At 67.6% G+C, this 23,780-nt stretch carries 15 protein-coding genes and 3 rRNA genes; 12 read left to right on the top strand and 6 right to left on the bottom strand.

Annotated features, from left to right (window positions below; genetic code table 11):
- Positions 1 to 219: 219 nt before the first annotated feature.
- The 3 genes from AB6L24_RS13480 to AB6L24_RS13490 are packed head-to-tail and all read right to left on the bottom strand — an operon-like array spanning position 220 to position 2,707.
- Entirely contained in the window at positions 220 to 1,410 is a 1,191-nt protein-coding gene (locus AB6L24_RS13480; protein ID WP_405657151.1) for a lipid-transfer protein, read from the bottom strand.
- Positions 1,407 to 1,862 carry a Zn-ribbon domain-containing OB-fold protein gene (locus AB6L24_RS13485; RefSeq protein WP_405655303.1) on the bottom strand — a complete coding sequence of 152 codons (456 nt, stop codon included), beginning with the start codon at positions 1,860 to 1,862 and terminating at the stop codon, positions 1,407 to 1,409. The genes AB6L24_RS13480 and AB6L24_RS13485 overlap by 4 nt, the downstream gene beginning before the upstream one ends.
- A 32-nt stretch (positions 1,863 to 1,894) precedes the next feature.
- Positions 1,895 to 2,707, bottom strand: a complete 813-nt coding sequence (locus tag AB6L24_RS13490; RefSeq protein ID WP_405655304.1) for a M15 family metallopeptidase — start codon at positions 2,705 to 2,707, stop codon at positions 1,895 to 1,897.
- 71 nt (positions 2,708 to 2,778) lie between these two features.
- Between AB6L24_RS13490 and AB6L24_RS13495 the strand changes: the two genes are divergently transcribed.
- The gene (locus AB6L24_RS13495; RefSeq protein WP_405655306.1) at positions 2,779 to 3,312 is read left to right on the top strand and encodes an NUDIX domain-containing protein; all 534 of its coding nucleotides are present in this window, start codon (positions 2,779 to 2,781) and stop codon (positions 3,310 to 3,312) included.
- A gap of 76 nt (positions 3,313 to 3,388) precedes the next feature.
- Here the strand turns inward: AB6L24_RS13495 and AB6L24_RS13500 are convergent, their stop codons facing one another.
- The gene (locus AB6L24_RS13500; RefSeq protein WP_405655308.1) at positions 3,389 to 5,746 is read right to left on the bottom strand and encodes a TIM-barrel domain-containing protein; all 2,358 of its coding nucleotides are present in this window, start codon (positions 5,744 to 5,746) and stop codon (positions 3,389 to 3,391) included.
- Positions 5,747 to 6,087: 341 nt separating this feature from the next.
- Here AB6L24_RS13500 and AB6L24_RS13505 point away from each other — a divergent pair, with 341 nt between their 5' ends.
- Both AB6L24_RS13505 and AB6L24_RS13510 read left to right on the top strand, forming a co-directional pair.
- The gene (locus AB6L24_RS13505; RefSeq protein WP_405655310.1) at positions 6,088 to 8,070 is read left to right on the top strand and encodes an acetoacetate--CoA ligase; all 1,983 of its coding nucleotides are present in this window, start codon (positions 6,088 to 6,090) and stop codon (positions 8,068 to 8,070) included.
- A gap of 79 nt (positions 8,071 to 8,149) precedes the next feature.
- Positions 8,150 to 9,043 (top strand): hypothetical protein, encoded by an 894-nt coding sequence (locus AB6L24_RS13510; protein WP_405655312.1) that lies wholly within the window; start codon positions 8,150 to 8,152, stop codon positions 9,041 to 9,043.
- A gap of 105 nt (positions 9,044 to 9,148) precedes the next feature.
- Here the strand turns inward: AB6L24_RS13510 and ptsP are convergent, their stop codons facing one another.
- The gene (gene ptsP / locus AB6L24_RS13515) at positions 9,149 to 10,819 is read right to left on the bottom strand and encodes a phosphoenolpyruvate--protein phosphotransferase (protein WP_405655314.1); all 1,671 of its coding nucleotides are present in this window, start codon (positions 10,817 to 10,819) and stop codon (positions 9,149 to 9,151) included.
- Positions 10,820 to 10,900: 81 nt separating this feature from the next.
- Positions 10,901 to 11,350, bottom strand: coding sequence for a PTS glucose transporter subunit IIA (locus tag AB6L24_RS13520; protein WP_405655316.1), 450 nt, complete (start codon positions 11,348 to 11,350; stop codon positions 10,901 to 10,903).
- A 588-nt stretch (positions 11,351 to 11,938) separates the two neighbouring features.
- Between AB6L24_RS13520 and AB6L24_RS13525 the strand changes: the two genes are divergently transcribed.
- The 9 genes from AB6L24_RS13525 to AB6L24_RS13565 all read left to right on the top strand — a co-directional run bounded on the left by AB6L24_RS13525 (position 11,939) and on the right by AB6L24_RS13565 (position 23,749).
- Positions 11,939 to 13,464, top strand: a 16S ribosomal RNA gene (locus AB6L24_RS13525).
- Positions 13,465 to 13,771: 307 nt separating this feature from the next.
- Positions 13,772 to 16,894 (top strand): 23S ribosomal RNA (locus AB6L24_RS13530).
- A gap of 89 nt (positions 16,895 to 16,983) precedes the next feature.
- Positions 16,984 to 17,100 (top strand): 5S ribosomal RNA (gene rrf / locus AB6L24_RS13535).
- The 16S, 23S and 5S rRNA genes sit together here, the layout of an rRNA operon.
- A gap of 174 nt (positions 17,101 to 17,274) precedes the next feature.
- Entirely contained in the window at positions 17,275 to 17,883 is a 609-nt protein-coding gene (locus tag AB6L24_RS13540; protein ID WP_405655318.1) for a CDP-alcohol phosphatidyltransferase family protein, read from the top strand.
- 111 nt (positions 17,884 to 17,994) lie between these two features.
- The gene (locus AB6L24_RS13545) at positions 17,995 to 20,490 is read left to right on the top strand and encodes a sugar phosphate nucleotidyltransferase (protein ID WP_405655320.1); all 2,496 of its coding nucleotides are present in this window, start codon (positions 17,995 to 17,997) and stop codon (positions 20,488 to 20,490) included.
- Positions 20,491 to 20,579: 89 nt separating this feature from the next.
- Positions 20,580 to 21,479, top strand: a complete 900-nt coding sequence (locus AB6L24_RS13550) for a DUF881 domain-containing protein (protein ID WP_405655322.1) — start codon at positions 20,580 to 20,582, stop codon at positions 21,477 to 21,479.
- Positions 21,476 to 21,808, top strand: a complete 333-nt coding sequence (locus AB6L24_RS13555) for a small basic family protein (RefSeq protein WP_003988855.1) — start codon at positions 21,476 to 21,478, stop codon at positions 21,806 to 21,808. The genes AB6L24_RS13550 and AB6L24_RS13555 overlap by 4 nt, the downstream gene beginning before the upstream one ends.
- A 23-nt stretch (positions 21,809 to 21,831) precedes the next feature.
- Positions 21,832 to 22,725, top strand: coding sequence for a DUF881 domain-containing protein (locus tag AB6L24_RS13560; RefSeq protein ID WP_405655325.1), 894 nt, complete (start codon positions 21,832 to 21,834; stop codon positions 22,723 to 22,725).
- Positions 22,726 to 22,864: 139 nt separating this feature from the next.
- Positions 22,865 to 23,749 (top strand): FHA domain-containing protein, encoded by an 885-nt coding sequence (locus AB6L24_RS13565; protein WP_405655326.1) that lies wholly within the window; start codon positions 22,865 to 22,867, stop codon positions 23,747 to 23,749.
- Positions 23,750 to 23,780 lie beyond the last annotated feature (31 nt).

Genomic DNA, 23,780 nt, shown 5'->3' on the forward strand with positions numbered 1-23,780 from the left:
CGCGGAGCCATGGAGCGCACGGGCCCTGAGCGGCGGAGTGCCGAAGAGCGGCGATGCCGACTGACACCGGGAAGTGTTCACCGGTGGTGATGGAGCGTCAAGGTCGCGGACGCCACCGGTTAACCGGCGCGACGCCTTCCGAGCGGGACGCCCGGAAGGCCGCCGGGCGCCCTCTCCCGGGACCCCGCGCGATGCCCCGCCGAGCTGCCCGCGCGGGCGTCAGCGCACCGCCACCACGGACGAGCCGTGCCCGAACAGCCCTTGGTTCGCGGTGATCCCCACCCGCGCCCCCTCGACCTGCCGCGCGCCCGCCGTCCCCCGCAACTGCCAGGTCAGCTCGCAGACCTGAGCGATGGCCTGCGCCGGGACGGCCTCTCCGAAGGAGGCGAGGCCGCCGCTGGTGTTCACGGGTATGCGCCCGCCGAGCGCGGTCGCGCCGTCCCGCAGGAGCTTGGCCCCCTCGCCCTCGCCGCACAGCCCCAGGTCCTCGTACCACTGGAGCTCCAGGGCCGTCGACAGGTCGTACACCTCCGCCAGGGAGAGGTCCTCCGGGGCGATCCCCGCTTCCTCGTACGCGGCGTGCGCGACGGACGCGCGGAACGGGCGCTCGGCGGGACGCACGGCCGCCGCGGAGTCCGTGGCGATGTCCGGCAGGTCCAGGACCGTGTTCGGGTACGTCGGCGTGACGGTGGACACCGCGCGGATGCGCACCGGGGCGGCCGTGCTGTGCCGCCGGGCGAACTCCAGGGTGGACAGCACGAGCGCCGCGGCGCCGTCCGAGGTCGCGCAGATGTCGAGCAGCCGCAGCGGATCGGCGACGACGGCGGAACCGGCGACCTCTTCGGGCGTGACGGCCTTGCGGTAGCGCGCGTGGGGGTTGAGCGACCCCAGGGCCGCGTTCTTCACCTTGACGTGGGCGAAGTCGTCCAGGGTGTCGCCGTGCACGGCCATGCGGCGGCGGGCGTACAGCGCGAAGTACGCCGGGTTCGTGGCGCCGAGGACGCGGAAGCGCAGCCAGTCGGGGTCGTCGGGCCGATCGCCCCCGGCGGGCCGGAAGAACCCCTTCGGGGCGGCGTCGGCGCCGACCACGAGCACCACGTCGGCGAGGCCCGCGAGCAGCTGGGCGCGCGCCGTGCCGATCGCCTGGGCCCCCGAGGCGCATGCCGCGTACACGCTCGCCACGCGCGCGCCCTGCCAGCCGAGTGCCTTGGCGAAGGTCGCCCCCGCCACGTACCCGGGATAGCCGCCCCGCACGGTGTCCGCGCCGACGACGGACGTGACGTCCCGCCAGTCGACTCCGGCGTCGGCGAGCGCCGCTCGCGCCGCCACCGTCCCGTACTCGACGAAGCCGCGTCCCCACTTGCCCCAGGGGTGCATGCCCACGCCGAGCACCGCCACGTCGCCGCTCATGCCGTCACCCCCACCGGCCGCCAGTTCCACGTCGTCCACGTCGTCGACGGGTTCTCGGGGTCCGTGCCGAGCACGCCGGGGACGACCTCCACCTCCATGCCGACCTCCAGGTCGGCGACGGTCACTCCGGGAGCCGCCTGCCCGAGCACCACCATGCGCTCCGCGGCAAGCTCCACAGCGATCAACGTGTAGGGCTCCCAGGGAAGTTCCGGGTCCGAGAGGTACGGCGCGGGCGGGCGGTAGCGCCCGTCGGTGTACGACCACACCCGCCCGCGCCGCGACAGCGCCGTCTCGACCAGCTCGCCGCCGGCGCAGCCCGGATTGCGGCAGAAGCCGTCCTCACGCGGGAAGAAGACGGCCGCGCACTGCCCGCACCGCGTGCCGAGCAGCCGGAAGTCCTCCCCCTCCCCGTCGAACCACCGCGTCACCACGGGCGTACGCACTCGCGACATGGTCCCTCCCGCACCCAGGATCTGACGGAACGTCAGAAGTGTGCCACGGGCAGCGCCCGGCGCGACACGGGGAAGTCGAAGTAGGTGTCCGGGAACGGTTCGGGCTTGTACGTGAAGTGCCACCACTCTTCCGGCAGGTTGACGAAGCCCGTCTTGGCCAGGGCGCCGCGCAGCCGGTCCCTGTTCGCGCGCTGCTTGGCGCTCACGCGAGGGTCGTCGGTGTGGGACAGCGTGTCCATGCAGTCGTACCCGGTGCCCATGTCGACGGAGTTGTCGGGGAATCGCTCACTACGGGGCGCGTAACAGGGCTTGAGCGGCTCCCCGGGGACGTACGGCCGCGTCGGCTTGGCCGGCAGGCGCACGATCGTCAGGTCGACCGTGGAGCCCCTGCTGTGTCCCGACTTCTTGGCGATGTAGCCGTCTTCGAAGAGCCTCGATTTGGCGACCCGGGGGTAGAACTCGGCCTTCATGCGCTCGTCGCTGAGGTCCTCGCCCCACCGCACGAACTGGTCGACCGCCCGCTGCGGCCGGTAGCAGTCGTACACCTTGAGGGAGTAGCCCGCGCGCAGCAGGCCGCGCTGGGCCTTGCGCAGCGCCTTCGCCGCGGGTTCGGTGAGGATGCACATCGGCTTGCGGTAGCCGTCGATGCGGTCGCCCACGAAGTTGTGCCGGGTGATGTAGCGCATCTCCTGGATGATCGTCGGGTCCACGTCGCTCAACGCGACGAAGCCCTTCGGGGCCTGCGGTTCGGTGGCCGCCGGGGCGGGCGACGGGGCTGTGGCCACGGCGAGCAGAGTGGCGGCGGCAACGGTGAGTTTCCGCAGTGCTGGCGCGAATCGTGTCATGTACCCGCATCTATCAGGAGGTTGGCACTCCGCGGAAGACCACCGCGTCGAGATCGGATACAGTCCGCCGCGTGTCCCCATCCCCGCACCCCACCGAACCGGCCCCGGACTCCCACTGCGCCAGCTGCGGCGCGCTCTACGGAGACCACGTCACGGGCTGGCCCCGCACCTGCCCGGCCTGCGAGACAGTGGCCTACCGGAATCCGCTGCCCGTCGCGATCGCCCTCCAGCCGGTGTACGACACGAAGGGCACCGGCCTCGTCGTCGTGACCCGGTCCATCGCCCCCGCGCGCGGAGGCACCGCCCTGCCCGGCGGCTACGTGGACCACAGGGAGGACTGGCGGCACGCCGTAGTCCGCGAGCTCAAGGAAGAGACCGGCATCAGCGCGGCGAGCCACGACGTGCGCATCGTCGAGGTGCTCAGCTCGCCCGACGGCCACGTGCTCCTCTTCGGACTGCTGCCGGAACGCCCGGCGGCCGACCTGCCGCAGTCGTCGCCCACGGACGAGACCGAGGGCTGGGACCTCCTGCACCGGCCCGCCGAACTCGCCTTCCCCCTGCACACGTCCGTGGTGCGGGCGTGGTTCGAAGGGCGCTACATCTGAGACCGCAGGGTGCCCGGCGGTGGCCGTCACGGCCGCAGGGGGCGCCGTACGCGGCGGCGTGACACGAGGTCCCGCCTCACACGCCGCGTACCCGCACCGCGTACTCCACCGCGGCCCCTGGCTCGTCGCCCTCCTTCTCGACCACGAGCCGCCCACCGCTCCAGCGCACGCCGAAGCGCTGGAGCTCCGGCTCCTCCCACCCGTCACCGGCGTCCGCGATCACCAGACCGCTGCCGGAACGCCCCTTCGCGGGCGCCCACACCTCCAGCGCGAGCTGCCCGTCCTCCCCACGGACCGGCAGCACCGCGCCCGCGCGCGCGAGGACCGGTATGCGGGACAGCGGAGCGTCGAGCAGGGCCCGTCCCGGGCCTTCGTACACCCGCTCGGTGACCGTGTCGTACCACCGGCCCGGCGGGAGCCGCACGGCCCGCTGAGTGGCCCCTTCCCGCAGCACGGGCGCGACCAGCAGACAGTCCCCGAGCAGGAACGCGTCCTCGCAGTCCCGCAGCGATCTGTCCTCGGGGGACCCCCACCACAAGGGGCGGGCATACGGCGCGCCGGTGAGCCGCGCCAAGTGCGCGAGCGTCACGAAGTACGGCAGCAGCCGTTCGCGCTCGACGAGCGCCACGCGCGCGTGCTCAAGCACCTCGGGGCCGAACTCCCAGGGCTCCCTGCGACCGGCGTGCAGCGCCGCATGCGTACGGAACAGCGGCAGATACGAACCGAGTTGGAACCACCGCAGATACAGCTCGGGCGACGGACTGCCGTCGAAACCGCCGACATCGGGGCCCGAGTACGGCACCCCGCACAGGCCGAGCCCCAGCACCAGCGCGAGCGAGGCCCGCAGCCCCGGCCACGTGCTGGCCACATCGCCCGACCAGGTCCCGCCGTAGCGCTGCATCCCCGCCCACCCGGAGCGGGAGAAGAGGAACGGCCGATCCCCGGGCCGCAGTTCGCGCATGCCCTCGTAGCCCGCGCGGGCCATGCCCAAGGCGTACACGTTGTGCGCCTCCTGGTGGTCGCCACCGCGGCCCTCCAGGGCGTGCCGAGCCGAGCGGGGGAGGGTGGTCTCCCCGAAGGACGCGAACGACACCGGCTCGTTCATGTCGTGCCAGAACCCCGCGAAGCCCTGCGCGAGACGCTCGTCGTAGAGACCGCCCCACCACTTGCGCACCCGCCCGGCCGTGAAGTCCGGGAACACCGCCTCACCGGGCCACACCAAGCCCCGCACGGTCCGCCCCGCCGCGTCCCGCACGAACGCGTCAGCGGCCGCCCCGCCGTCGTACACGGCGTTGCCAGGACCGGCCTTCACCGCGGGATCCACGATCGACACCAGCCTGATCCCCGCGCCGCGCAGCTCACCGGCCAGCTTCGGCAGGGACGGGAAGCGCTCCTCGTCGACCGTGAACACCTGGTGGGCGTCGAAGTGGTCGATGTCCAAGTGCACGGCGTCCAGGGGCAGACCGCGCTCCTGGTAGCCCGCGACGATCCTCCGCACCTCCTGCTCACTGCCGAAGCCCCACCGCGCGTGATGGTGACCGAGCGCCCACGCCGGCGGCACCGCGGGCGCACCCGTGAGCGCGGCCCATGAGTGCAGCACGCGCGCGGGGGCGCCCACCATGACCCAGCAGCGCAGCGGGCCGCCGTCCATGCGGACCTCGCACGACCCCGCCCTGTCGTGCCCGGACCCGGCCCCCTCCTCGCCCTCGCGCACGGTCACCGAGCCGTCCCACGTGTTGTCGTGGAAGACCAGATGGGTGCCCACGTCGGCGACCACCCACTGCACCGGCATCGTGATGTACAGCGGATCGTCCCCGGGCTCGAAGGAACCCCCGGGATCGGTGTTCCACAACCGGTACGTCCCATTCCGAAGCCGCGGCCCGGCCGCCCGGCCGCCCAGACCGAAGAACCGCGCGTCCGGGGCCACCTCCGACCGCTGCACCCAACGGGCCGCGCCGCCGCCCACCGGCTCCCACCAGCGCGGCGGCAGATCGCGCCGCAGCATCACCCCGCCGGGAGTGTGCAGCTCCACCGCGCCGTGCCGCGAGACGACCACCGTCGCCCGCTCCGAGACCACCCGCCAGCCACCCGCCTTGTCGGGCTCCAGAACGGCCCGCGGATCCGCCTCGGGGCTGCCTCCCGCCAAGGCATAGGACGGATCGGGCTCGGCCCCGTCCCAGCCCCAGAACACCGCCCCGCCCAACGTGACCCGCACCCGCAGCTCGGACCGTGCGAACCGCACCACGCCACCGCCGGGACCGGGCTCCACGAGGGTCACGGGACCGGGCGTCCGGGCCCGCTCGGCGCCCCGGGGCGGCAACCCCGTCGCGTCGGTCCGGCGCCGCCGCCACGCCGAGCGCACCATGCGCAACCTCTGGGCCGTGTCGGACAGGCCGACCGCCTTCACCGAACGCACCAGGTCACGACCGTTCATGCTGCTCACCCTGCCATCGAAGGCGGAGCGGGAGTACCGCGTTCAACTGCCGTTCATCCCGTGCGCCGACTAGCGTTACCAACCCTCTCCGTAGACACACAGCGAGCCCCTTGCGGAAACAGCCCGCAAGGCACTCCCAGGAGCGCACCACCATGCCTCTCCGGAGTCGGCGGCGCGCACTACGTAGCGCATCGCCCCACACGGACACCGGCGCCTCTGTGCCGGGACACCCTGGTGCGGAAGTCGATCACGTGGCATCGTCCGTGTCAGCCGTGTCACGCGCACACCCAGCCCGTGCGCACGACAGCCGCCCACGACGCGCACAGCCCAGGAGCAGCCCCATGTCCTCAGCGAACCCCTCGCCGCTCTGGCAGCCGGACCAGCAGCGGATCGCCGGCGCACAGGTCACGCGCTTCCAGGCATGGGCGGCCGAGCACCACGGAGCGCCCGCCGCAGGGGGATACGAGGCCCTGCACCGCTGGTCCGTCGACGAGCTCGACACCTTCTGGGAAGCCGTCACCGAATGGTTCGACGTGCGCTTCACCACGCCCTACACGCGCGTGCTCGGCGACCGCTCCATGCCGGGCGCCGAGTGGTTCCCGGGCGCCACCCTCAACTACGCCGAGCACGCCCTGCGCGCCGGCGAGGACCCCGCGCGCGCCGACACCCCGGCCATCCTGCACGTCGACGAGTCGCACGGCCCGACGCCCCTCACCTGGTCCGAACTGCGCCGCCAAGTGGGCTCCCTGGCCGCGGAGCTGCGCGGCCTCGGCGTGCGCCCCGGAGACCGCGTCAGCGGCTACGTGCCGAACGTCCCCGAGGCCGTCGTCGCCCTCCTCGCCACCGCCGCCGTCGGCGCCGTCTGGACCTCCTGCGCGCCCGACTTCGGCGCCCGCAGCGTCCTTGACCGCTTCCAGCAGGTGGAACCGGTCGTGCTCTTCACGGTCGACGGCTACCGCTACGGCGGCAAGGAGCACGACCGCCGCGACACTGTCGCCGAACTGCGCCGCGAACTGCCCACCGTGCGCGCCGTCGTGCACATCCCCCAGCTCGGCACTCCGGCCCCCGAGGGCGCCCTGGAATGGTCCGCGCTCACCTCGGCCGACACGGCCCCCGTCTTCGAGGCCGTGCCGTTCGACCACCCCCTGTGGGTGCTCTACTCCTCCGGCACGACCGGCCTGCCCAAGGCGATCGTCCAGTCCCAGGGCGGCATCCTCGTCGAGCACCTCAAGCAGGTCGGCCTGCACTGCGACCTCGGCCCCGACGACCGTTTCTTCTGGTACACCTCCACCGGCTGGATGATGTGGAACTTCCTCGTCTCCGGCCTGCTCACGGGTACCACGATCGTCCTGTACGACGGCAGCCCCGGCTACCCCGACACGGCCGCTCAGTGGCGGGTGGCCGAGCGCACCGGAGCGACCCTCTTCGGGACGTCGGCCGCGTACGTCATGGCCTGCCGCAAGGCGGACGTGCACCCCGCTCGTGACTTCGACCTCTCGCGCGTGCAGTGTGTCGCCACCACCGGATCACCGCTGCCGCCCGACGGATTCCGCTGGCTGCACGACGAGTTCGCCGACGCCTCCGGAGAGGTGTGGATCGCCTCCGTCAGCGGAGGCACCGACGTCTGCTCCTGCTTCGCCGGGGCCGTGCCGACGCTGCCCGTCCACATCGGCGAGCTCCAGGCCCCCTGTCTGGGCACCGACCTGCAGGCCTGGGACCCCCAGGGCAAGCCGCTCGTCGACGAGGTCGGCGAGCTCGTCGTCACCAACCCCATGCCGTCCATGCCGATCCACTTCTGGAACGACGCGGACGGCAGCCGCTACCACGACAGCTACTTCGACACCTACCCCGGCGTGTGGCGCCACGGCGACTGGATCACCCTCACGTCACGCGGCTCCGTCGTCATCCACGGCCGCTCCGACTCGACGCTCAACCGCCAGGGCGTACGCATGGGTTCGGCCGACATCTACGAAGCCGTCGAGCGCCTCCCGGAAATCCGCGAGTCCCTGGTCATCGGAGTCGAACAGCCCGACGGCGGCTACTGGATGCCGCTGTTCATCCACCTCGCCCCGGGCGCCGCCCTCGACGACGACCTGCGCGGCCGCATCAAGCAGACCATCCGCGCCGAACTCTCGCCCCGGCACGTCCCGGACGAGGTCATCGAGGTCCCCGGCATCCCGCACACCCTCACGGGCAAGCGCATCGAAGTTCCGGTCAAGCGCCTCCTCCAGGGCACCCCGCTCGACAAGGCGGTCAACGCGGGCTCCGTCGACAACATCGAACTCCTCCGCTTCTACGAGCGGCTGGCCCGCGAACGCAGCTGAGCCCCTCACTCTCAGCGGCCATTGTCAGTGCCTCCCATTACGGTGAGTGAGCATTGATCGACTGACCGCAGGGGGAACCATGGGGCACACCCAGCACGACACGATGCGACGCGCCCTGCGCCGCGAAGTCGCCGGCACCATCGGCCTGCTCGCCGACGCCGAGGACTTCGCGGCGATGCGCCGCTACCGCAGCTTCACCTTCGACGACCACGTGACGTATCTGCAGCAGGTGGAGGCACTGCTCAAGACCCTGTCCGCCCAGGGCAGACTGACCAGCGTCGCCCTCTTCGACCCGGAGGCGTACGACGAGTTCTGCGCGGAGACGGGCCTCGACCCGGACACCTCCGCGAGCCGCACCCGCTTCACCGCGGAACTGGCGACCACGGGCCCGACGATGCCGTACGAGGGCCAGGCCCTGGCCGACATCGTCCCCGACCTCGTCGACGAGACGGTCCGACAGAGCACTTGGGAATACGGGACCATGCTCCTGGCCCGCATCGGCGCGTGCGCGGACTGCGGTGTGGACATCGGACGCGCCGCCTTCGCCAAGGCATCCGACCTGCTCATGCGCGCGATCAGCAGCGGCAGCCCGGTCGCCCGCCACCTGGTGTGCAGCGTCCCGTGCGAGGGCCAGACCCTCCTCGCCGCACTGCACGTCGAGTGCGACGACGACGGCACACCCCAACTGGACGAGACGGAAGCCCTGGAGTTCACCACGGTCCTCGCGGTGGGCATCGCCACGGCGAGCGCGGGCGGCCTGGTGATGCGCACCCACGACGGCACCCGTGACCGCGTCCACGGCTGGCGCCTGGAGGGCGAGCGACTGCACGCGCTCTCGGCCGCGGAGGTCTTCGACGCCTACTGCACCGACGCACTCTCCGGCGACCTCATCGCCCCCGAGTCCGGCGTCGACTACTGCGCCGCCCCCGACCTGGGCGGCGACGACCCACAAGAAGGGGGACACCACCACTGAACACGGCAAGGGGCGCCCCACCCTCACGGGTGGAGCGCCCCTTCCGCACAGCGGGACCGACGCGGTTCAGCCGCCGAACGGCAACGCCACGACGGCCGAAGCCGACTACTCGCCGGACAGCACCGCCTGCGCCGCCTTGCGCGCCTCTTCGGCGCTGTCGGCGGCACGGGCCGCCGCCGCGGCGCGCTCGCACTGGGCCAGCGTGTACTTGGCCAGCGTCGCTCGGACGTAAGGAATCGACGCCGCCCCCATCGACAAGGAGGTGACACCCAGACCGGTCAGCACACAGGCGAGCAGCGGGTCGGACGCGGCCTCGCCGCACACGCCGCAGCTCTTGCCCTCGGCCTTGGCGGACTCCGCGGACAGGGCGACCAGGTCGAGCAGCGCGGGCTGCCACGGGTCCTGGAGCCGGGACACCGCACCGACCTGCCGGTCGGCGGCGAAGGTGTACTGCGCGAGGTCGTTGGTGCCGAGCGAGAGGAACTCGACCTCCTGCAGGATCGAGCGGGCCCGCAGCGCGGCGGACGGAATCTCCACCATGGCGCCGAACTTGGCCCGCAGCCCGGCCTCGCGGCACGCGTCGGCGAAGGCCTTGGCGTCGGCGCGGTCCGCGACCATCGGAGCCATGACCTCGAGGTAGACGGGCAGCCCCTCGGCGGCCTTGGCCAGGGCGGTCAGCTGCGTCCGCAGCACCTCGGGGTGCTCGAGGAGCGAACGCAGGCCGCGCACACCGAGCGCCGGGTTCGGCTCGTCGGTCGGCGTCAGGAAGTCGAGCGGCTTGTCCGCACCGGCGTCGAGCACCCGCACGACGACACGGCCCTCGGGGAAGGCCTCGAGGACCTGACGGTAGGCCTCGACCTGCTTCTCCTCGGTCGGCGCCTTGGTGCTGTCGTCGAGGAAGAGGAACTCCGTACGGAACAGACCGACACCCTCGGCACCGGCCTCGACCGCGGCGGGCACGTCGGCGGGGCCGCCGACGTTCGCGAGGAGCGGCACCTTGTGTCCGTCCGACGTGGCGCCCGGGCCGGTCGACGCGGAGAGCGCGGCCTTGCGCGCGGCAGCGGCGGCCTCCAGCTCGGCACGCTTCTCCGCGCTGGGGTCGACGAAGATCTCACCGGTGCTGCCGTCCACGGCCACGACCGTGCCCTCGGCGAGCTCACCGGCACCGGGCAGCGCGACGACGGCGGGCACACCGAGCGCCCGCGCCAGGATCGCGCTGTGGCTGGTCGGCCCGCCCTCTTCGGTGACGAAGCCGAGCACGAGCGCCGGGTCGAGCAGCGCGGTGTCCGCGGGCGCGAGGTCACGGGCGATCAGCACATACGGCTCGTCGCTGTCCGGGACGCCGGGCATGGGAACACCGAGCAGTCGCGCGACGATGCGGTTCCGCACGTCGTCGAGGTCCGCGACACGACCGGCCATGTACTCACCCGCGCCCGCGAGGAGCTCGCGGTAGTGGGAGAACGCGTCGTAGATGCCGCGCTCGGCCGTGCTGCCGACGGCGACGCGTCGGTCCACGTCGGCCATGAGCTCCGGGTCCTGAGCGATCATCGCCTGGGCCTCGAGGACCGCCTGGGCCTCGCCGCCCGCCAGGTTGCCGCGCGCCATCAGGTCGGCGGCCACAGCCTCGACGGCCTTGCGGGCGCGCCCCTGTTCGCGCTCCGCGTCCTCCGCCGGGATCTGCTTGGCCGGCGGCTCGAGGACCGCTGTGCCCATGTGCCGAACCTCGCCGATCGCCACCCCGTGGCTCACGCCGACGCCTCGCAGCGTTGTCTCCATTACACCCGTCTCCGCTAGTGCGACGGGCCCAGCCGCCGCGGTGGTTGTCCTACCTGCCGTCGGTCGCCGACGGCACCGACGTCACTTCCAGCTGAAGAGAGCGTCGCCGGCCTTGACCTCGCCGTCCTCGATGAGCTCGCTGAGGGATTCGTTCGTCGCCTCGAGCGCCACGATGGGGCAGATGGGGGACTTGCCGGCGGCCTCGACCGCGGCCGGGTCCCAGCGCACGACGGTCTGACCGCGCTGCACCGTGTCCCCCTTGTTGACGAGAAGCTCGAAGCCCTCGCCGTTGAGCTGAACGGTGTCGATGCCCAGGTGCGTCAGAACGCCGTGGCCCTGGTCGTCCACGACGACGAAGGCGTGCGGGTGAAGGGATACGACGATGCCGTCAACGGGAGCGACGGCCTCGGAGGGCTCGCGAACAGGGTCGATGGCCGTGCCGGGGCCGACCATCGCGCCTGAGAAGACGGGGTCGGGTACCGCGGCGAGTCCGATGGCGCGTCCAGCAAGCGGGGACGAAACGCTGGTCATGGCAAGCCTCCCAGGGGGTGGAGAATCGTTACCGCCGTCACTACCTGTCCTGGACGACGCACTGTTCAGAAGGGTAAGTCATAGGAAGTCCCGGTTCCGCATGAGAGGTCCCGGTTGGCAGGTGTAGAAGCACTGCACAAACGATTTGCGCCGACCCGAACGCCGTTGTAGAGTCGGACTCCTGCCCAGCGCCGAACGACGCACTACGCGTCGGGGCCAGGCAGCAACTATCGAGTCGGATCCTATCTTGGGGTTTGGTTCTGCATGCCCACAGAGCATCGTGGTCAGAGAGCCGAAAACGACCTGATAGAGTTTGGAAACACCGAAGGGAAGCGCCCGGAGGAAAGCCCCAGAGAATGTTCTGTGGGTGAGTACAAAGGAAGCGTCCGTTCCTTGAGAACTCAACAGCGTGCCAAAAGTCAACGCCAGATATGTTGATACCCCGACTCACTTCGGTGAGTTGAGGTTCCTTTGAAAAAGTCCTGTACGGCATGTCCGTGCAGGCGCACAGCGAGGACGCTGTGAACCGGGGGATTATTCCTCTCCTGGTTCCGCTCTCGTGTGTGTCACCGGGATTACCCGGAAACATTCACGGAGAGTTTGATCCTGGCTCAGGACGAACGCTGGCGGCGTGCTTAACACATGCAAGTCGAACGATGAAGCCCTTCGGGGTGGATTAGTGGCGAACGGGTGAGTAACACGTGGGCAATCTGCCCTGCACTCTGGGACAAGCCCTGGAAACGGGGTCTAATACCGGATAACACCCTCCACCGCATGGTGGGGGGTTGAAAGCTCCGGCGGTGCAGGATGAGCCCGCGGCCTATCAGCTTGTTGGTGAGGTAGTGGCTCACCAAGGCGACGACGGGTAGCCGGCCTGAGAGGGCGACCGGCCACACTGGGACTGAGACACGGCCCAGACTCCTACGGGAGGCAGCAGTGGGGAATATTGCACAATGGGCGAAAGCCTGATGCAGCGACGCCGCGTGAGGGATGACGGCCTTCGGGTTGTAAACCTCTTTCAGCAGGGAAGAAGCGAAAGTGACGGTACCTGCAGAAGAAGCGCCGGCTAACTACGTGCCAGCAGCCGCGGTAATACGTAGGGCGCAAGCGTTGTCCGGAATTATTGGGCGTAAAGAGCTCGTAGGCGGCTTGTCACGTCGGTTGTGAAAGCCCGGGGCTTAACCCCGGGTCTGCAGTCGATACGGGCAGGCTAGAGTTCGGTAGGGGAGATCGGAATTCCTGGTGTAGCGGTGAAATGCGCAGATATCAGGAGGAACACCGGTGGCGAAGGCGGATCTCTGGGCCGATACTGACGCTGAGGAGCGAAAGCGTGGGGAGCGAACAGGATTAGATACCCTGGTAGTCCACGCCGTAAACGGTGGGCACTAGGTGTGGGCAACATTCCACGTTGTCCGTGCCGCAGCTAACGCATTAAGTGCCCCGCCTGGGGAGTACGGCCGCAAGGCTAAAACTCAAAGGAATTGACGGGGGCCCGCACAAGCGGCGGAGCATGTGGCTTAATTCGACGCAACGCGAAGAACCTTACCAAGGCTTGACATACACCGGAAACGGCCAGAGATGGTCGCCCCCTTGTGGTCGGTGTACAGGTGGTGCATGGCTGTCGTCAGCTCGTGTCGTGAGATGTTGGGTTAAGTCCCGCAACGAGCGCAACCCTTGTCCCGTGTTGCCAGCAAGCCCTTCGGGGTGTTGGGGACTCACGGGAGACCGCCGGGGTCAACTCGGAGGAAGGTGGGGACGACGTCAAGTCATCATGCCCCTTATGTCTTGGGCTGCACACGTGCTACAATGGCCGGTACAATGAGCTGCGATACCGCGAGGTGGAGCGAATCTCAAAAAGCCGGTCTCAGTTCGGATTGGGGTCTGCAACTCGACCCCATGAAGTCGGAGTCGCTAGTAATCGCAGATCAGCATTGCTGCGGTGAATACGTTCCCGGGCCTTGTACACACCGCCCGTCACGTCACGAAAGTCGGTAACACCCGAAGCCGGTGGCCCAACCCCTTGTGGGAGGGAGCTGTCGAAGGTGGGACTGGCGATTGGGACGAAGTCGTAACAAGGTAGCCGTACCGGAAGGTGCGGCTGGATCACCTCCTTTCTAAGGAGCACTTCTAAGCCAGGCTTGCCTGGTTCAGAGGCCAGTACATCAGCGAATGTCTGATGCTGGTTGCTCATGGGTGGAACGTTGACTACTCGGCACACTTGACCTGATCTGGTCGCAAGTACTGCTTCGGCGTGGAAAGCGAGATGGAGAGGGTAAGGGTGTCGGGCACGCTGTTGGGTATCTGAGGGTACGGACTTGTTCCTGACCTCAATGCCGACCCCAGTGCAGCACTGCGTTTGCGCGGTGTGTGATGGGTGGTTGGTCGTTGTTTGAGAACTGCACAGTGGACGCGAGCATCTGTGGCCAAGTTTTTAAGGGCGCACGGTGGATGCCTTGGCACCAGGAACCGATGAAGGACGTGGGAGGCCACGATAGTCCCCGGGGAGTCGTCAACCAGGCTTTGATCCGGGGGTTTCCGAATGGGGAAACCCGGCAGTCGTCATGGGCTGTCACCCGCTGCTGAACACATAGGCAGTGTGGAGGGAACGCGGGGAAGTGAAACATCTCAGTACCCGCAGGAAGAGAAAACAACCGTGATTCCGGGAGTAGTGGCGAGCGAAACTGGATGAGGCCAAACCGTATGCGTGTGAGACCCGGCAGGGGTTGCGTATACGGGGTTGTGGGATCTCACTTGACCGGTCTGCCGGCCGGTCGGCGAGTCAGAAACCGTTGATGTAGGCGAAGGACATGCGAAAGGTCCGGCGTAGAGGGTAAGACCCCCGTAGTCGAAACGTCAGCGGCTTGCTTGTGAGACACCCAAGTAGCACGGGGCCCGAGAAATCCCGTGTGAATCTGGCGGGACCACCCGTTAAGCCTAAATATTCCCTGGTGACCGATAGCGGATAGTACCGTGAGGGAATGGTGAAAAGTACCGCGGGAGCGGAGTGAAATAGTACCTGAAACCGTGTGCCTACAAGCCGTGGGAGCGTCGCTATGCAGCTTGCTGTGTAGTCGTGACTGCGTGCCTTTTGAAGAATGAGCCTGCGAGTTTGCGGTGTGTTGCGAGGTTAACCCGTGTGGGGAAGCCGTAGCGAAAGCGAGTCCGAATAGGGCGTTTTAGTAGCGCGCTCAAGACCCGAAGCGGAGTGATCTAGCCATGGGCAGGCTGAAGCGGAGGTAAGACTTCGTGGAGGGCCGAACCCACCAGGGTTGAAAACCTGGGGGATGACCTGTGGTTAGGGGTGAAAGGCCAATCAAACTCCGTGATAGCTGGTTCTCCCCGAAATGCATTTAGGTGCAGCGTCGTGTGTTTCTTGCCGGAGGTAGAGCACTGGATAGGCGATGGGCCCTACCGGGTTACTGACCTTAGCCAAACTCCGAATGCCGGTAAGTGAGAGCGCGGCAGTGAGACTGTGGGGGATAAGCTCCATGGTCGAGAGGGAAACAGCCCAGAGCATCGACTAAGGCCCCTAAGCGTACGCTAAGTGGGAAAGGATGTGGAGTCGCAGAGACAACCAGGAGGTTGGCTTAGAAGCAGCCACCCTTGAAAGAGTGCGTAATAGCTCACTGGTCTAGTGATTCCGCGCCGACAATGTAGCGGGGCTCAAGCGTACCGCCGAAGTCGTGTCATTCCAGCATATACGCCCAACGGCGGCTGGGATGGGTAGGGGAGCGTCGTGTGCCGGGTGAAGCTGCGCCGGAAGGCAGTGGTGGACGGTTCACGAGTGAGAATGCAGGCATGAGTAGCGATACATACGTGAGAAACGTGTGCGCCGATTGACTAAGGGTTCCTGGGTCAAGCTGATCTGCCCAGGGTAAGTCGGGACCTAAGGCGAGGCCGACAGGCGTAGTCGATGGATAACCGGTTGATATTCCGGTACCCGCTGTGAAGCGTCAAACATCGAATCCAGTGATGCTAAGGCCGTGAAGCCGCCCTGATCTCTTCGGAGTTGAGGGGAGTGGTGGAGCCGCCGGCCCGATCTGGTAGTAGGTGAGTGATGGGGTGACGCAGGAAGGTAGTCCAGCCCGGGCGGTGGTTGTCCCGGGGTAAGGGTGTAGCCCGAACGATAGGCAAATCCGTCGTTCATGAGGGTGAGACCTGATGCCGAGCCGATTGTGGTGAAGTGGATGATCCTATGCTGTCGAGAAAAGCCTCTAGCGAGTTTCATGGCGGCCCGTACCCTAAACCGACTCAGGTGGTCAGGTAGAGAATACCGAGGCGTTCGGGTGAACTATGGTTAAGGAACTCGGCAAAATGCCCCCGTAACTTCGGGAGAAGGGGGGCCACACCTGGTGATGATCTTTACGGTCTGAGCTGGGGGTGGCCGCAGAGACCAGCGAGAAGCGACTGTTTACTAAAAACACAGGTCCGTGCGAAGCCGTAAGGCGATGTATACGGACTGACGCCTGCCCGGTGCTGGAACGTTAAGGGGACCGGTTAGTCACTCTTCGGGGTGGCGAAGCTGAGAACTTAAGCGCCAGTAAACGGCGGTGGTAACTATAACCATCCTAAGGTAGCGAAATTCCTTGTCGGGTAAGTTCCGACCTGCACGAATGGCGTAACGACTTCTCGACTGTCTCAACCATAGGCCCGGTGAAATTGCACTACGAGTAAAGATGCTCGTTTCGCGCAGCAGGACGGAAAGACCCCGGGACCTTTACTACAGTTTGATATTGGTGTTCGGTTCGGCTTGTGTAGGATAGGTGGGAGACTGTGAAGCGGGCACGCCAGTGTTCGTGGAGTCGTCGTTGAAATACCACTCTGGTCGTGCTGGATGTCTAACCTGGGTCCGTGATCCGGATCAGGGACAGTGTCTGATGGGTAGTTTAACTGGGGCGGTTGCCTCCCAAAGGGTAACGGAGGCGCCCAAAGGTTCCCTCAGCCTGGTTGGTAATCAGGTGTTGAGTGTAAGTGCACAAGGGAGCTTGACTGTGAGACTGACGGGTCGAGCAGGGACGAAAGTCGGGACTAGTGATCCGGCGGTGGCTTGTGGAAGCGCCGTCGCTCAACGGATAAAAGGTACCCCGGGGATAACAGGCTGATCTTCCCCAAGAGTCCATATCGACGGGATGGTTTGGCACCTCGATGTCGGCTCGTCGCATCCTGGGGCTGGAGTCGGTCCCAAGGGTTGGGCTGTTCGCCCATTAAAGCGGTACGCGAGCTGGGTTTAGAACGTCGTGAGACAGTTCGGTCCCTATCCGCTGTGCGCGTAGGAGTCTTGAGAAGGGCTGTCCCTAGTACGAGAGGACCGGGACGGACGAACCTCTGGTGTGCCAGTTGTCCTGCCAAGGGCATGGCTGGTTGGCTACGTTCGGAAAGGATAACCGCTGAAAGCATCTAAGCGGGAAGCCTGCTTCGAGATGAGGACTCCCACCCCCTTTGAGGGGTTAAGGCTCCCAGTAGACGACTGGGTTGATAGGCCAGATATGGAAGCCCTGTAAGGGGTGGAGTTGACTGGTACTAATAGGCCGAGGGCTTGTCCTCAGTTGCTCGCGTCCACTGTGTTGGTTCTGAAACCACGAACAACCCCATGCCATGGTCACGGCATGGTGCGGTTGACAGTTTCATAGTGTTTCGGTGGTCATAGCGTGAGGGAAACGCCCGGTTACATTCCGAACCCGGAAGCTAAGCCTTACAGCGCCGATGGTACTGCAGGGGGGACCCTGTGGGAGAGTAGGACGCCGCCGAACTAAAATTGATATAGCCGTGGTTCCCTGACAGATGTCAGGGAACCACGGCTTTTTTGTTTTCCGGCACCATTTCCACGTTTTCTGGAGCCGCGCCACCCCCTCTGCACAGCCGTCTGACAACTGACGGTAAGGTCAGGGGGCATCATTGGCTCGTTCCCCACAGGAGGCCCCCGGGTGGAGGTCCAGGAGACTCGCGTCCAGACGGACCGGGTCCTCACCATCCCGAACATCCTCAGCATGGCGCGTCTCGTCGGCGTGCCCCTCTTCCTGTGGCTGATCCTCAGGCCGGAGTTCGGCGGGCCGAACAGCGACGGCTGGGCGCTGCTCGTGCTCGCGCTCAGCGGCGTCAGCGACTATCTCGACGGCAAACTGGCGCGGCGATGGAACCAGATCAGCAACCTGGGCCGGCTCCTCGACCCCGCAGCCGATCGGCTGTATATCCTCTCGACACTTGTCGGCCTCACCTGGCGGGAGATTCTTCCGCTGTGGGTGACAGCGCTGCTCCTGCTGCGTGAGCTGGTTCTGCTGGTGATGGTCTGGGTCCTCCGACGGCACGGCTATCCGCCGCCGCAGGTGAACTTCCTCGGCAAGGCCGCGACCTTCAACCTGATGTATGCCTTTCCGCTGCTGCTGCTCAGTGACGGAAGTGGCTGGATCCACACACTCGCTGCTATTTTCGGATGGGCGTTCGCCGGATGGGGTACAACGCTGTACTGGTGGGCAGGGATCCTCTACGTGGTTCAGGTCCGCCGACTTGTCAAGACGGATGCCATGGCCGATTGAGCCCGTCAAATGACGGGCGGGGCGGCCGGAAGGCTCGTACCTGAGTGAACGGGCCAATCCTGGCAGGCTGAGTCGGCTAGATCGTCGTCTATCAAGGAGGACGTTTCCGACATGAAGGCCGTCGTGATGGCCGGGGGCGAAGGCACCCGCCTGCGCCCCATGACCTCGAGCATGCCCAAGCCGCTCCTGCCGGTGGCCAACCGGCCGATCATGGAGCATGTGCTGCGCCTGCTGAAGAAGCATGGGCTCACCGAGACCGTGGTGACAGTCCAGTTCCTGGCGTCGCTCGTCAAGAACTACTTCGGCGACGGTGAAGAGCTCGGGATGGAGCTGACCTATGCCAATGAGGAGAAGCCACTCGGCACCGCCGGCAGCGTGAAGAACGCTGAAGAGGCTCTGAAGGACGATGCCTTTGTCGTCATCTCCGGTGACGCTCTGACCGACTTCGACCTCACCGATCTGATCCGCTTCCACAAGGAGAAAGGCGCGCTTGTCACCGTCTGTCTGACACGCGTTCCGAATCCGCTGGAATTCGGCATCACCATCGTCGACGAAGACGGCAAGGTCGAGCGCTTCCTGGAGAAGCCGACCTGGGGACAGGTCTTCTCCGACACGGTGAACACGGGCATCTACGTCATGGAGCCCGAAGTCTTCGACTACGTCGAGGCGGATGTGCCGGTCGACTGGTCGGGTGATGTCTTCCCGCAGCTCATGAAGGAAGGCAAGCCCATCTACGGCTACATCGCCGAGGGCTACTGGGAGGACGTCGGTACCCACGAGAGCTACGTGAAGGCCCAGGCGGACGTCCTGGAGGGCAAGGTCGACGTCGAACTCGACGGGTTCGAGATCTCACCCGGAGTATGGGTCGCCGAAGGCGCAGAAGTACATCCCGACGCCGTACTCCGCGGCCCGTTGTACGTCGGTGACTACGCGAAGATCGAAGCGGATGCCGAGATCCGTGAGCACACAGTCATCGGATCGAACGTGGTCGTGAAGAGCGGTGCCTTCCTGCACAAGGCGGTCGTGCACGACAACGTCTACATCGGCCAGCACAGCAATCTGAGAGGCTGCGTCGTCGGTAAGAACACCGACATCATGCGGGCCTCCCGCATCGAGGACGGCGCCGTCATCGGCGACGAATGCCTCGTCGGCGAAGAATCGATCATCCAGGGCAATGTGCGGGTCTACCCGTTCAAGACGATCGAGGCCGGAGCTTTCGTCAACACCTCCGTCATCTGGGAGTCCCGCGGACAGGCGCATCTCTTCGGAGCCCGAGGCGTCTCCGGCATCCTGAACGTCGAGATCACCCCGGAACTCGCCGTGCGGCTCGCCGGAGCGTACGCGACGACGCTCAAGAAGGGCTCCACCGTCACCACGGCACGTGACCACTCCCGTGGCGCGCGGGCCCTGAAGCGGGCCGTGATCTCCGCCCTTCAGGCCAGCGCCATCGACGTACGCGACTTGGAGAACGTGCCCCTGCCGGTCGCGCGGCAGCAGACCGCGCGGGGTAGCGCCGGCGGCATCATGATCCGTACGACGACGGGGGTGCCTGACTCCGTCGACATCATGTTCTTCGACGGGCGCGGGGCGGACCTCTCGCAGGCCAGTCAGCGCAAGCTCGACCGGGTGTACGCGCGCCAGGAGTACCGGCGTGCCTTCCCCGGCGAGATCGGGGACCTGCACTTCCCCGCCAGCGTCTTCGACTCCTACACCGGGTCCCTGCTGCGCAACGTCGACACGACGGGCATCGCCGAGTCGGAGCTCAAGGTCGTCGTGGACGCGTCCAACGGCAGCGCCGGGCTCGTCCTGCCCAGCCTCCTCGGGAAGCTCGGCGTCGACGCGCTGACGATCAACCCGGGGCTCGACGAGTCACGTCCCACCGAGTCGGCCGACGCGCGCCGGTCCGGTCTGATGCGGCTCGGCGAGATCGTGGCGTCGGCCCGCGCGGCCTTCGGAGTGCGCTTCGACCCCGTGGGCGAGCGGCTCTCGCTCGTCGACGAGAAGGGGCGGATCGTCGAGGACGACCGGGCCCTGCTGGTGATGCTGGACCTGGTGGCCGCGGAACGGCGCAGTGGCCGGGTCGCGCTGCCGGTGACCACCACGCGTATCGCCGAGCAGGTCGCGGCGTACCACGGCACCCAGGTGGAGTGGACGACGACGTCACCGGACGATCTGACCCGGGTCGGACGCGGCGATTCGACGGTCTTCGGCGGTGACGGGCGCGGTGGGTTCATCGTGCCCGAGTTCAGCAGCGTCTTCGACGGCACGGCGGCGTTCGTGCGGCTCATCGGGCTTGTGGCGCGCACGCAGCTCACGCTCAGCCAGATCGACGCCAGGATCCCGCGCGCGCACGTCCTGAAGCGGGACCTCGCCACTCCCTGGGCCGTCAAGGGCCTGGTGATGCGGCACGTCGTGGAGGCCGCGGGGGAGCGGTCCGTGGACACGACGGACGGGGTACGGGTGGTGGAGACCGACGGGCGCTGGGTGCTCGTCCTGCCCGACCCGGCGGAGGCCGTCACGCACCTGTGGGCCGAGGGTCCCGACGACGCGTCCGCCCAGGCGCTGCTCGACGAGTGGGCCGCGGTGGTGGACAGCGCCGGGCACTGATGGCGCATATGTGCCGGACAGCACCCGTAAGTGGCGCTGTCCGGCACGCCGGTGGGGCCGTTCGGAGGTAGTGCCCGCGACGTGCGACGATGTGCGGCATGCCGCAGCAGCCCCCCGTTCGGAGCACCGTCTCGCGCCCCCGGCGCCCGGACGCCTCCATGTCGCTGCTCACCACGGTCATGGACCACAGCCTGGACGAGGGGTACGCGGAGGCCGCCGCGCGCAAGAGGGAAACCGGCACAGGTGGAGTCCCCAAGACGCTGCGGGCCAAGCTGGGGCTCGCGGTCGGCCTGGTGCTCGCCGCGCTCGTGGTGACCGTGGGCGCGGCGCAGGCGCGGATAGCGGCGCCGGAGCTGGCCAAGGAGCGCTCCGAGCTGATCGAACGGGTCGAGTCGGCGACCGCGGACGCGGACGAGCTCGAGGACGAGGTCGACGATCTGCGCGGCGATGTGAGCGCGCGTCAGCGGGCCGCGCTGGAGAAACACGGCGGCGGCCGGGCCGAGTTGGTGTCGCTGCTGTCCGGTGCGACGGAAGTGCACGGGCCCGGTGTGAAGCTCGTGGTCGACGACAAGAAGGAAGCCGACCAGGGCGGCGGCGGGCCGCGGGAGAGCTCCGGGTTCTCCGACAACGGCCGGGTGCGGGACCGCGACATGCAGCGGGTCGTCAACGGCCTGTGGGAGTCGGGTGCCGAGGCCATCGCGATCAACGATCAGCGGCTGACCGCGCTGTCGGCGATCAGGGCCGCCGGTGACGCGATACTGGTCGACAACAAGCCGCTCGTGCCGCCGTATACGGTGCTCGCGGTGGGTGACGGGCAGAAGCTGAGCACGCGGTTCCAGAACAGCGTCGACGGCCAGTACCTGCACGGTCTGCAGGAGAACTTCGGCGTCCGGACCAGCATTTCCGCGGTGGACGACGTCCGGCTCCCGGCCGCGCCCAGTGTGACCGTACGAACAGCAGAGCCGAAGGCAGGAAAGGGCACATCGTGATCGCCGTACTGGGCCTCGTCGTGGGAGTCGTGGCCGGATTGTTGGTTCGGCCCGAGGTTCCGGCGGTGGTCGAGCCGTATCTTCCGATCGCCGTGGTGGCCGCGCTCGACGCGGTGTTCGGCGGTCTGCGCGCGATGCTCGACGGCATCTTCGACGACAAGGTCTTCGTGGTGTCGTTCCTGTCGAACGTGGTGGTGGCGGCGCTGATCGTCTTCCTCGGCGACAAGCTGGGGGTGGGCGCGCAGCTGTCCACCGGTGTCGTCGTGGTCCTCGGCATCCGGATCTTCTCCAACGCCGCGGCGATCCGTCGGCACGTCTTCCGGGCGTGACGCCGATGAGCCCCGTCGGTCCCATGGACCCCAAGAACCCTGAGAACGCCGAGAACTCAGCGAGCTCCGAGCACCCCCAGCACCGGGCCGCCCCGCCTGGCGACGGCCGGCGCAGGGAACTGCCCGCCGAGGTCCCGGTGACGCCCCGCGCGGCCGCTGACGGGCCGCCGGGCGAGCAGGGCGGGGGACGGTCCCTGACCGGGCGTCAGAGGCTCGTACAGGGGATCTGGCCGCCGCGCCTGACGCGGGCGCAACTCATCGTCGCCCTGCTGCTGTTCGTCCTCGGCCTCGGGCTCGCCATCCAGGTGCGGTCCACGAACGACAGCAGTGCGCTGCGCGGGGCACGTCAGGAAGATCTCGTACGTATTCTCGATGAACTGGATGACCGAACTCAGCGTCTGGAAGATGAGAAGCGGAGACTGGAGGAACAGCGCACCGGTCTCGAGAACAGCTCGGACCAGGCCGAGGAGGCCCGCAAGCAGACCGCCGAGAGGGAACGACAGCTCGGCATTCTGGCGGGCACCGTGGCCGCGCAGGGCCCCGGCATCACGCTGACGATCGACGACAAGAAGGGGACGGTTGAGGCTGACATGCTGCTCGACGCCATCCAGGAGTTGCGCGCCGCCGGTGCGGAGGCCATCCAGGTCAATGACGTCAGGGTGGTGGCCAGCACGCATCTGTCGGACGCGACGGGCGGCGGTGTGCGGGTGGACGGCCGGAAGGTCTCCGCGCCCTACCGCTTCAAGGTCATCGGCAAGCCGCAGGACCTGGAGCCGGCTCTGAACATCCCTGGAGGGGTGGTGCAGACTCTGGAGAAGGAGCAGGCCACGGTCACTGTCGCACGTACGGAGAAGATCGTCGTGGATGCCTTGCGACCGGCGAAGCGGCCTGACTACGCTCGGTCGTCCTCCCAGTGAGCCGGGGGCGCATGGGGGCCATTGGTCCAGGGCATGAGGTTGCGGGGGGTCGGCGCACCGCAGATGGGGTGCGTGGTGGAAACTGTTTGGCGGCTCCGGACGTTGTGAGGATGTCCGTGGTGCCGCGGTATGACGGTGTGTGCAATCAGGGTTCGTCCTGCCCCACGGGCGGGTCTGTTTCGGTCAAGGGGAATCGCCCGTGAAGTTGTTTGCGAAGTTGTTCGGCAAGAGCGCACGTGAAGACGCCCGTCACCGTGCGCCGCGCGCTGGAGATGTGCCGGAGACGCAGGTGGGCGAGCGCCCGCTGTTCCGGGACCAGGTCGGCGGAGACATTTCGGGCGGACAGGGCGCGTCGTCTGTTGACCCTGCCAGTTCCGGCCGCATAGGTTTCGGGGAACCGTCAACCTCAAGTACGGGTGGAGGGTTTACCCCCGACTCGTACGCGTCCAATGCCCCCGGGGGGCAGCCGCGGCAGGAGGATCCGTCCATGTCGGCCCTGGTGTGTACGAGGTGCGGGAACCGCAACGCGCAGGCGAGCCGGTTCTGTTCCAACTGCGGTGCGCCGCTGCGGGCCGGAGCGGTCGCCGAGCGTCCGTCCGAGACCACTTCGACGATCTCCATCTCCGGACTCGAGGCCTACGACGCCGAGGTCACGGGTCAGACGCCTTCTCCGGCGCTGTCGCCCGAGGCCCAGGCGGCCGTGGACGCGCTGCCGCTCGGCTCGGCGCTGCTCGTGGTGCGACGCGGTCCGAACTCGGGCAGCCGCTTCCTCCTGGACGGCGAGCTGACGACGGCGGGGCGCCACCCGCAGAGCGACATCTTCCTGGACGACGTGACCGTGTCGCGCCGCCACGTGGAGTTCCGTCGCCTGGCGGACGGCTCCTTCACCGTCGCCGACGTGGGCAGCCTCAACGGCACGTATGTGAACCGGGAGCGGATCGACTCCGTCGCCCTGTCCAACGGCGACGAGGTGCAGATCGGCAAGTACCGGCTGGTCTTCTACGCGAGCCAGCGGGGCATCTGACCCTCCCCCAGACTCCGTCCGGGGGGACCTC

This window comes from Streptomyces sp. RK9, from assembly GCF_045070545.1.
GTDB classification, from domain to species: domain Bacteria; phylum Actinomycetota; class Actinomycetes; order Streptomycetales; family Streptomycetaceae; genus Streptomyces; species Streptomyces alboflavus.

Coding starts and splice junctions, on each gene's coding strand:
- AB6L24_RS13505 (WP_405655310.1), top strand. CDS start 6,088: ATGTCCTCAGCGAACCCCTCGCCGCTCTGGCAGCCGGACCAGCAGCGG.
- AB6L24_RS13545 (WP_405655320.1), top strand. CDS start 17,995: ATGAAGGCCGTCGTGATGGCCGGGGGCGAAGGCACCCGCCTGCGCCCC.
- AB6L24_RS13560 (WP_405655325.1), top strand. CDS start 21,832: ATGGACCCCAAGAACCCTGAGAACGCCGAGAACTCAGCGAGCTCCGAG.
- AB6L24_RS13490 (WP_405655304.1), bottom strand. CDS start 2,707: ATGACACGATTCGCGCCAGCACTGCGGAAACTCACCGTTGCCGCCGCC.
- AB6L24_RS13500 (WP_405655308.1), bottom strand. CDS start 5,746: ATGAACGGTCGTGACCTGGTGCGTTCGGTGAAGGCGGTCGGCCTGTCC.
- AB6L24_RS13480 (WP_405657151.1), bottom strand. CDS start 1,410: ATGAGCGGCGACGTGGCGGTGCTCGGCGTGGGCATGCACCCCTGGGGC.
- AB6L24_RS13485 (WP_405655303.1), bottom strand. CDS start 1,862: ATGTCGCGAGTGCGTACGCCCGTGGTGACGCGGTGGTTCGACGGGGAG.
- AB6L24_RS13510 (WP_405655312.1), top strand. CDS start 8,150: ATGGGGCACACCCAGCACGACACGATGCGACGCGCCCTGCGCCGCGAA.
- AB6L24_RS13520 (WP_405655316.1), bottom strand. CDS start 11,350: ATGACCAGCGTTTCGTCCCCGCTTGCTGGACGCGCCATCGGACTCGCC.
- AB6L24_RS13550 (WP_405655322.1), top strand. CDS start 20,580: ATGTGCGGCATGCCGCAGCAGCCCCCCGTTCGGAGCACCGTCTCGCGC.
- ptsP (WP_405655314.1), bottom strand. CDS start 10,819: ATGGAGACAACGCTGCGAGGCGTCGGCGTGAGCCACGGGGTGGCGATC.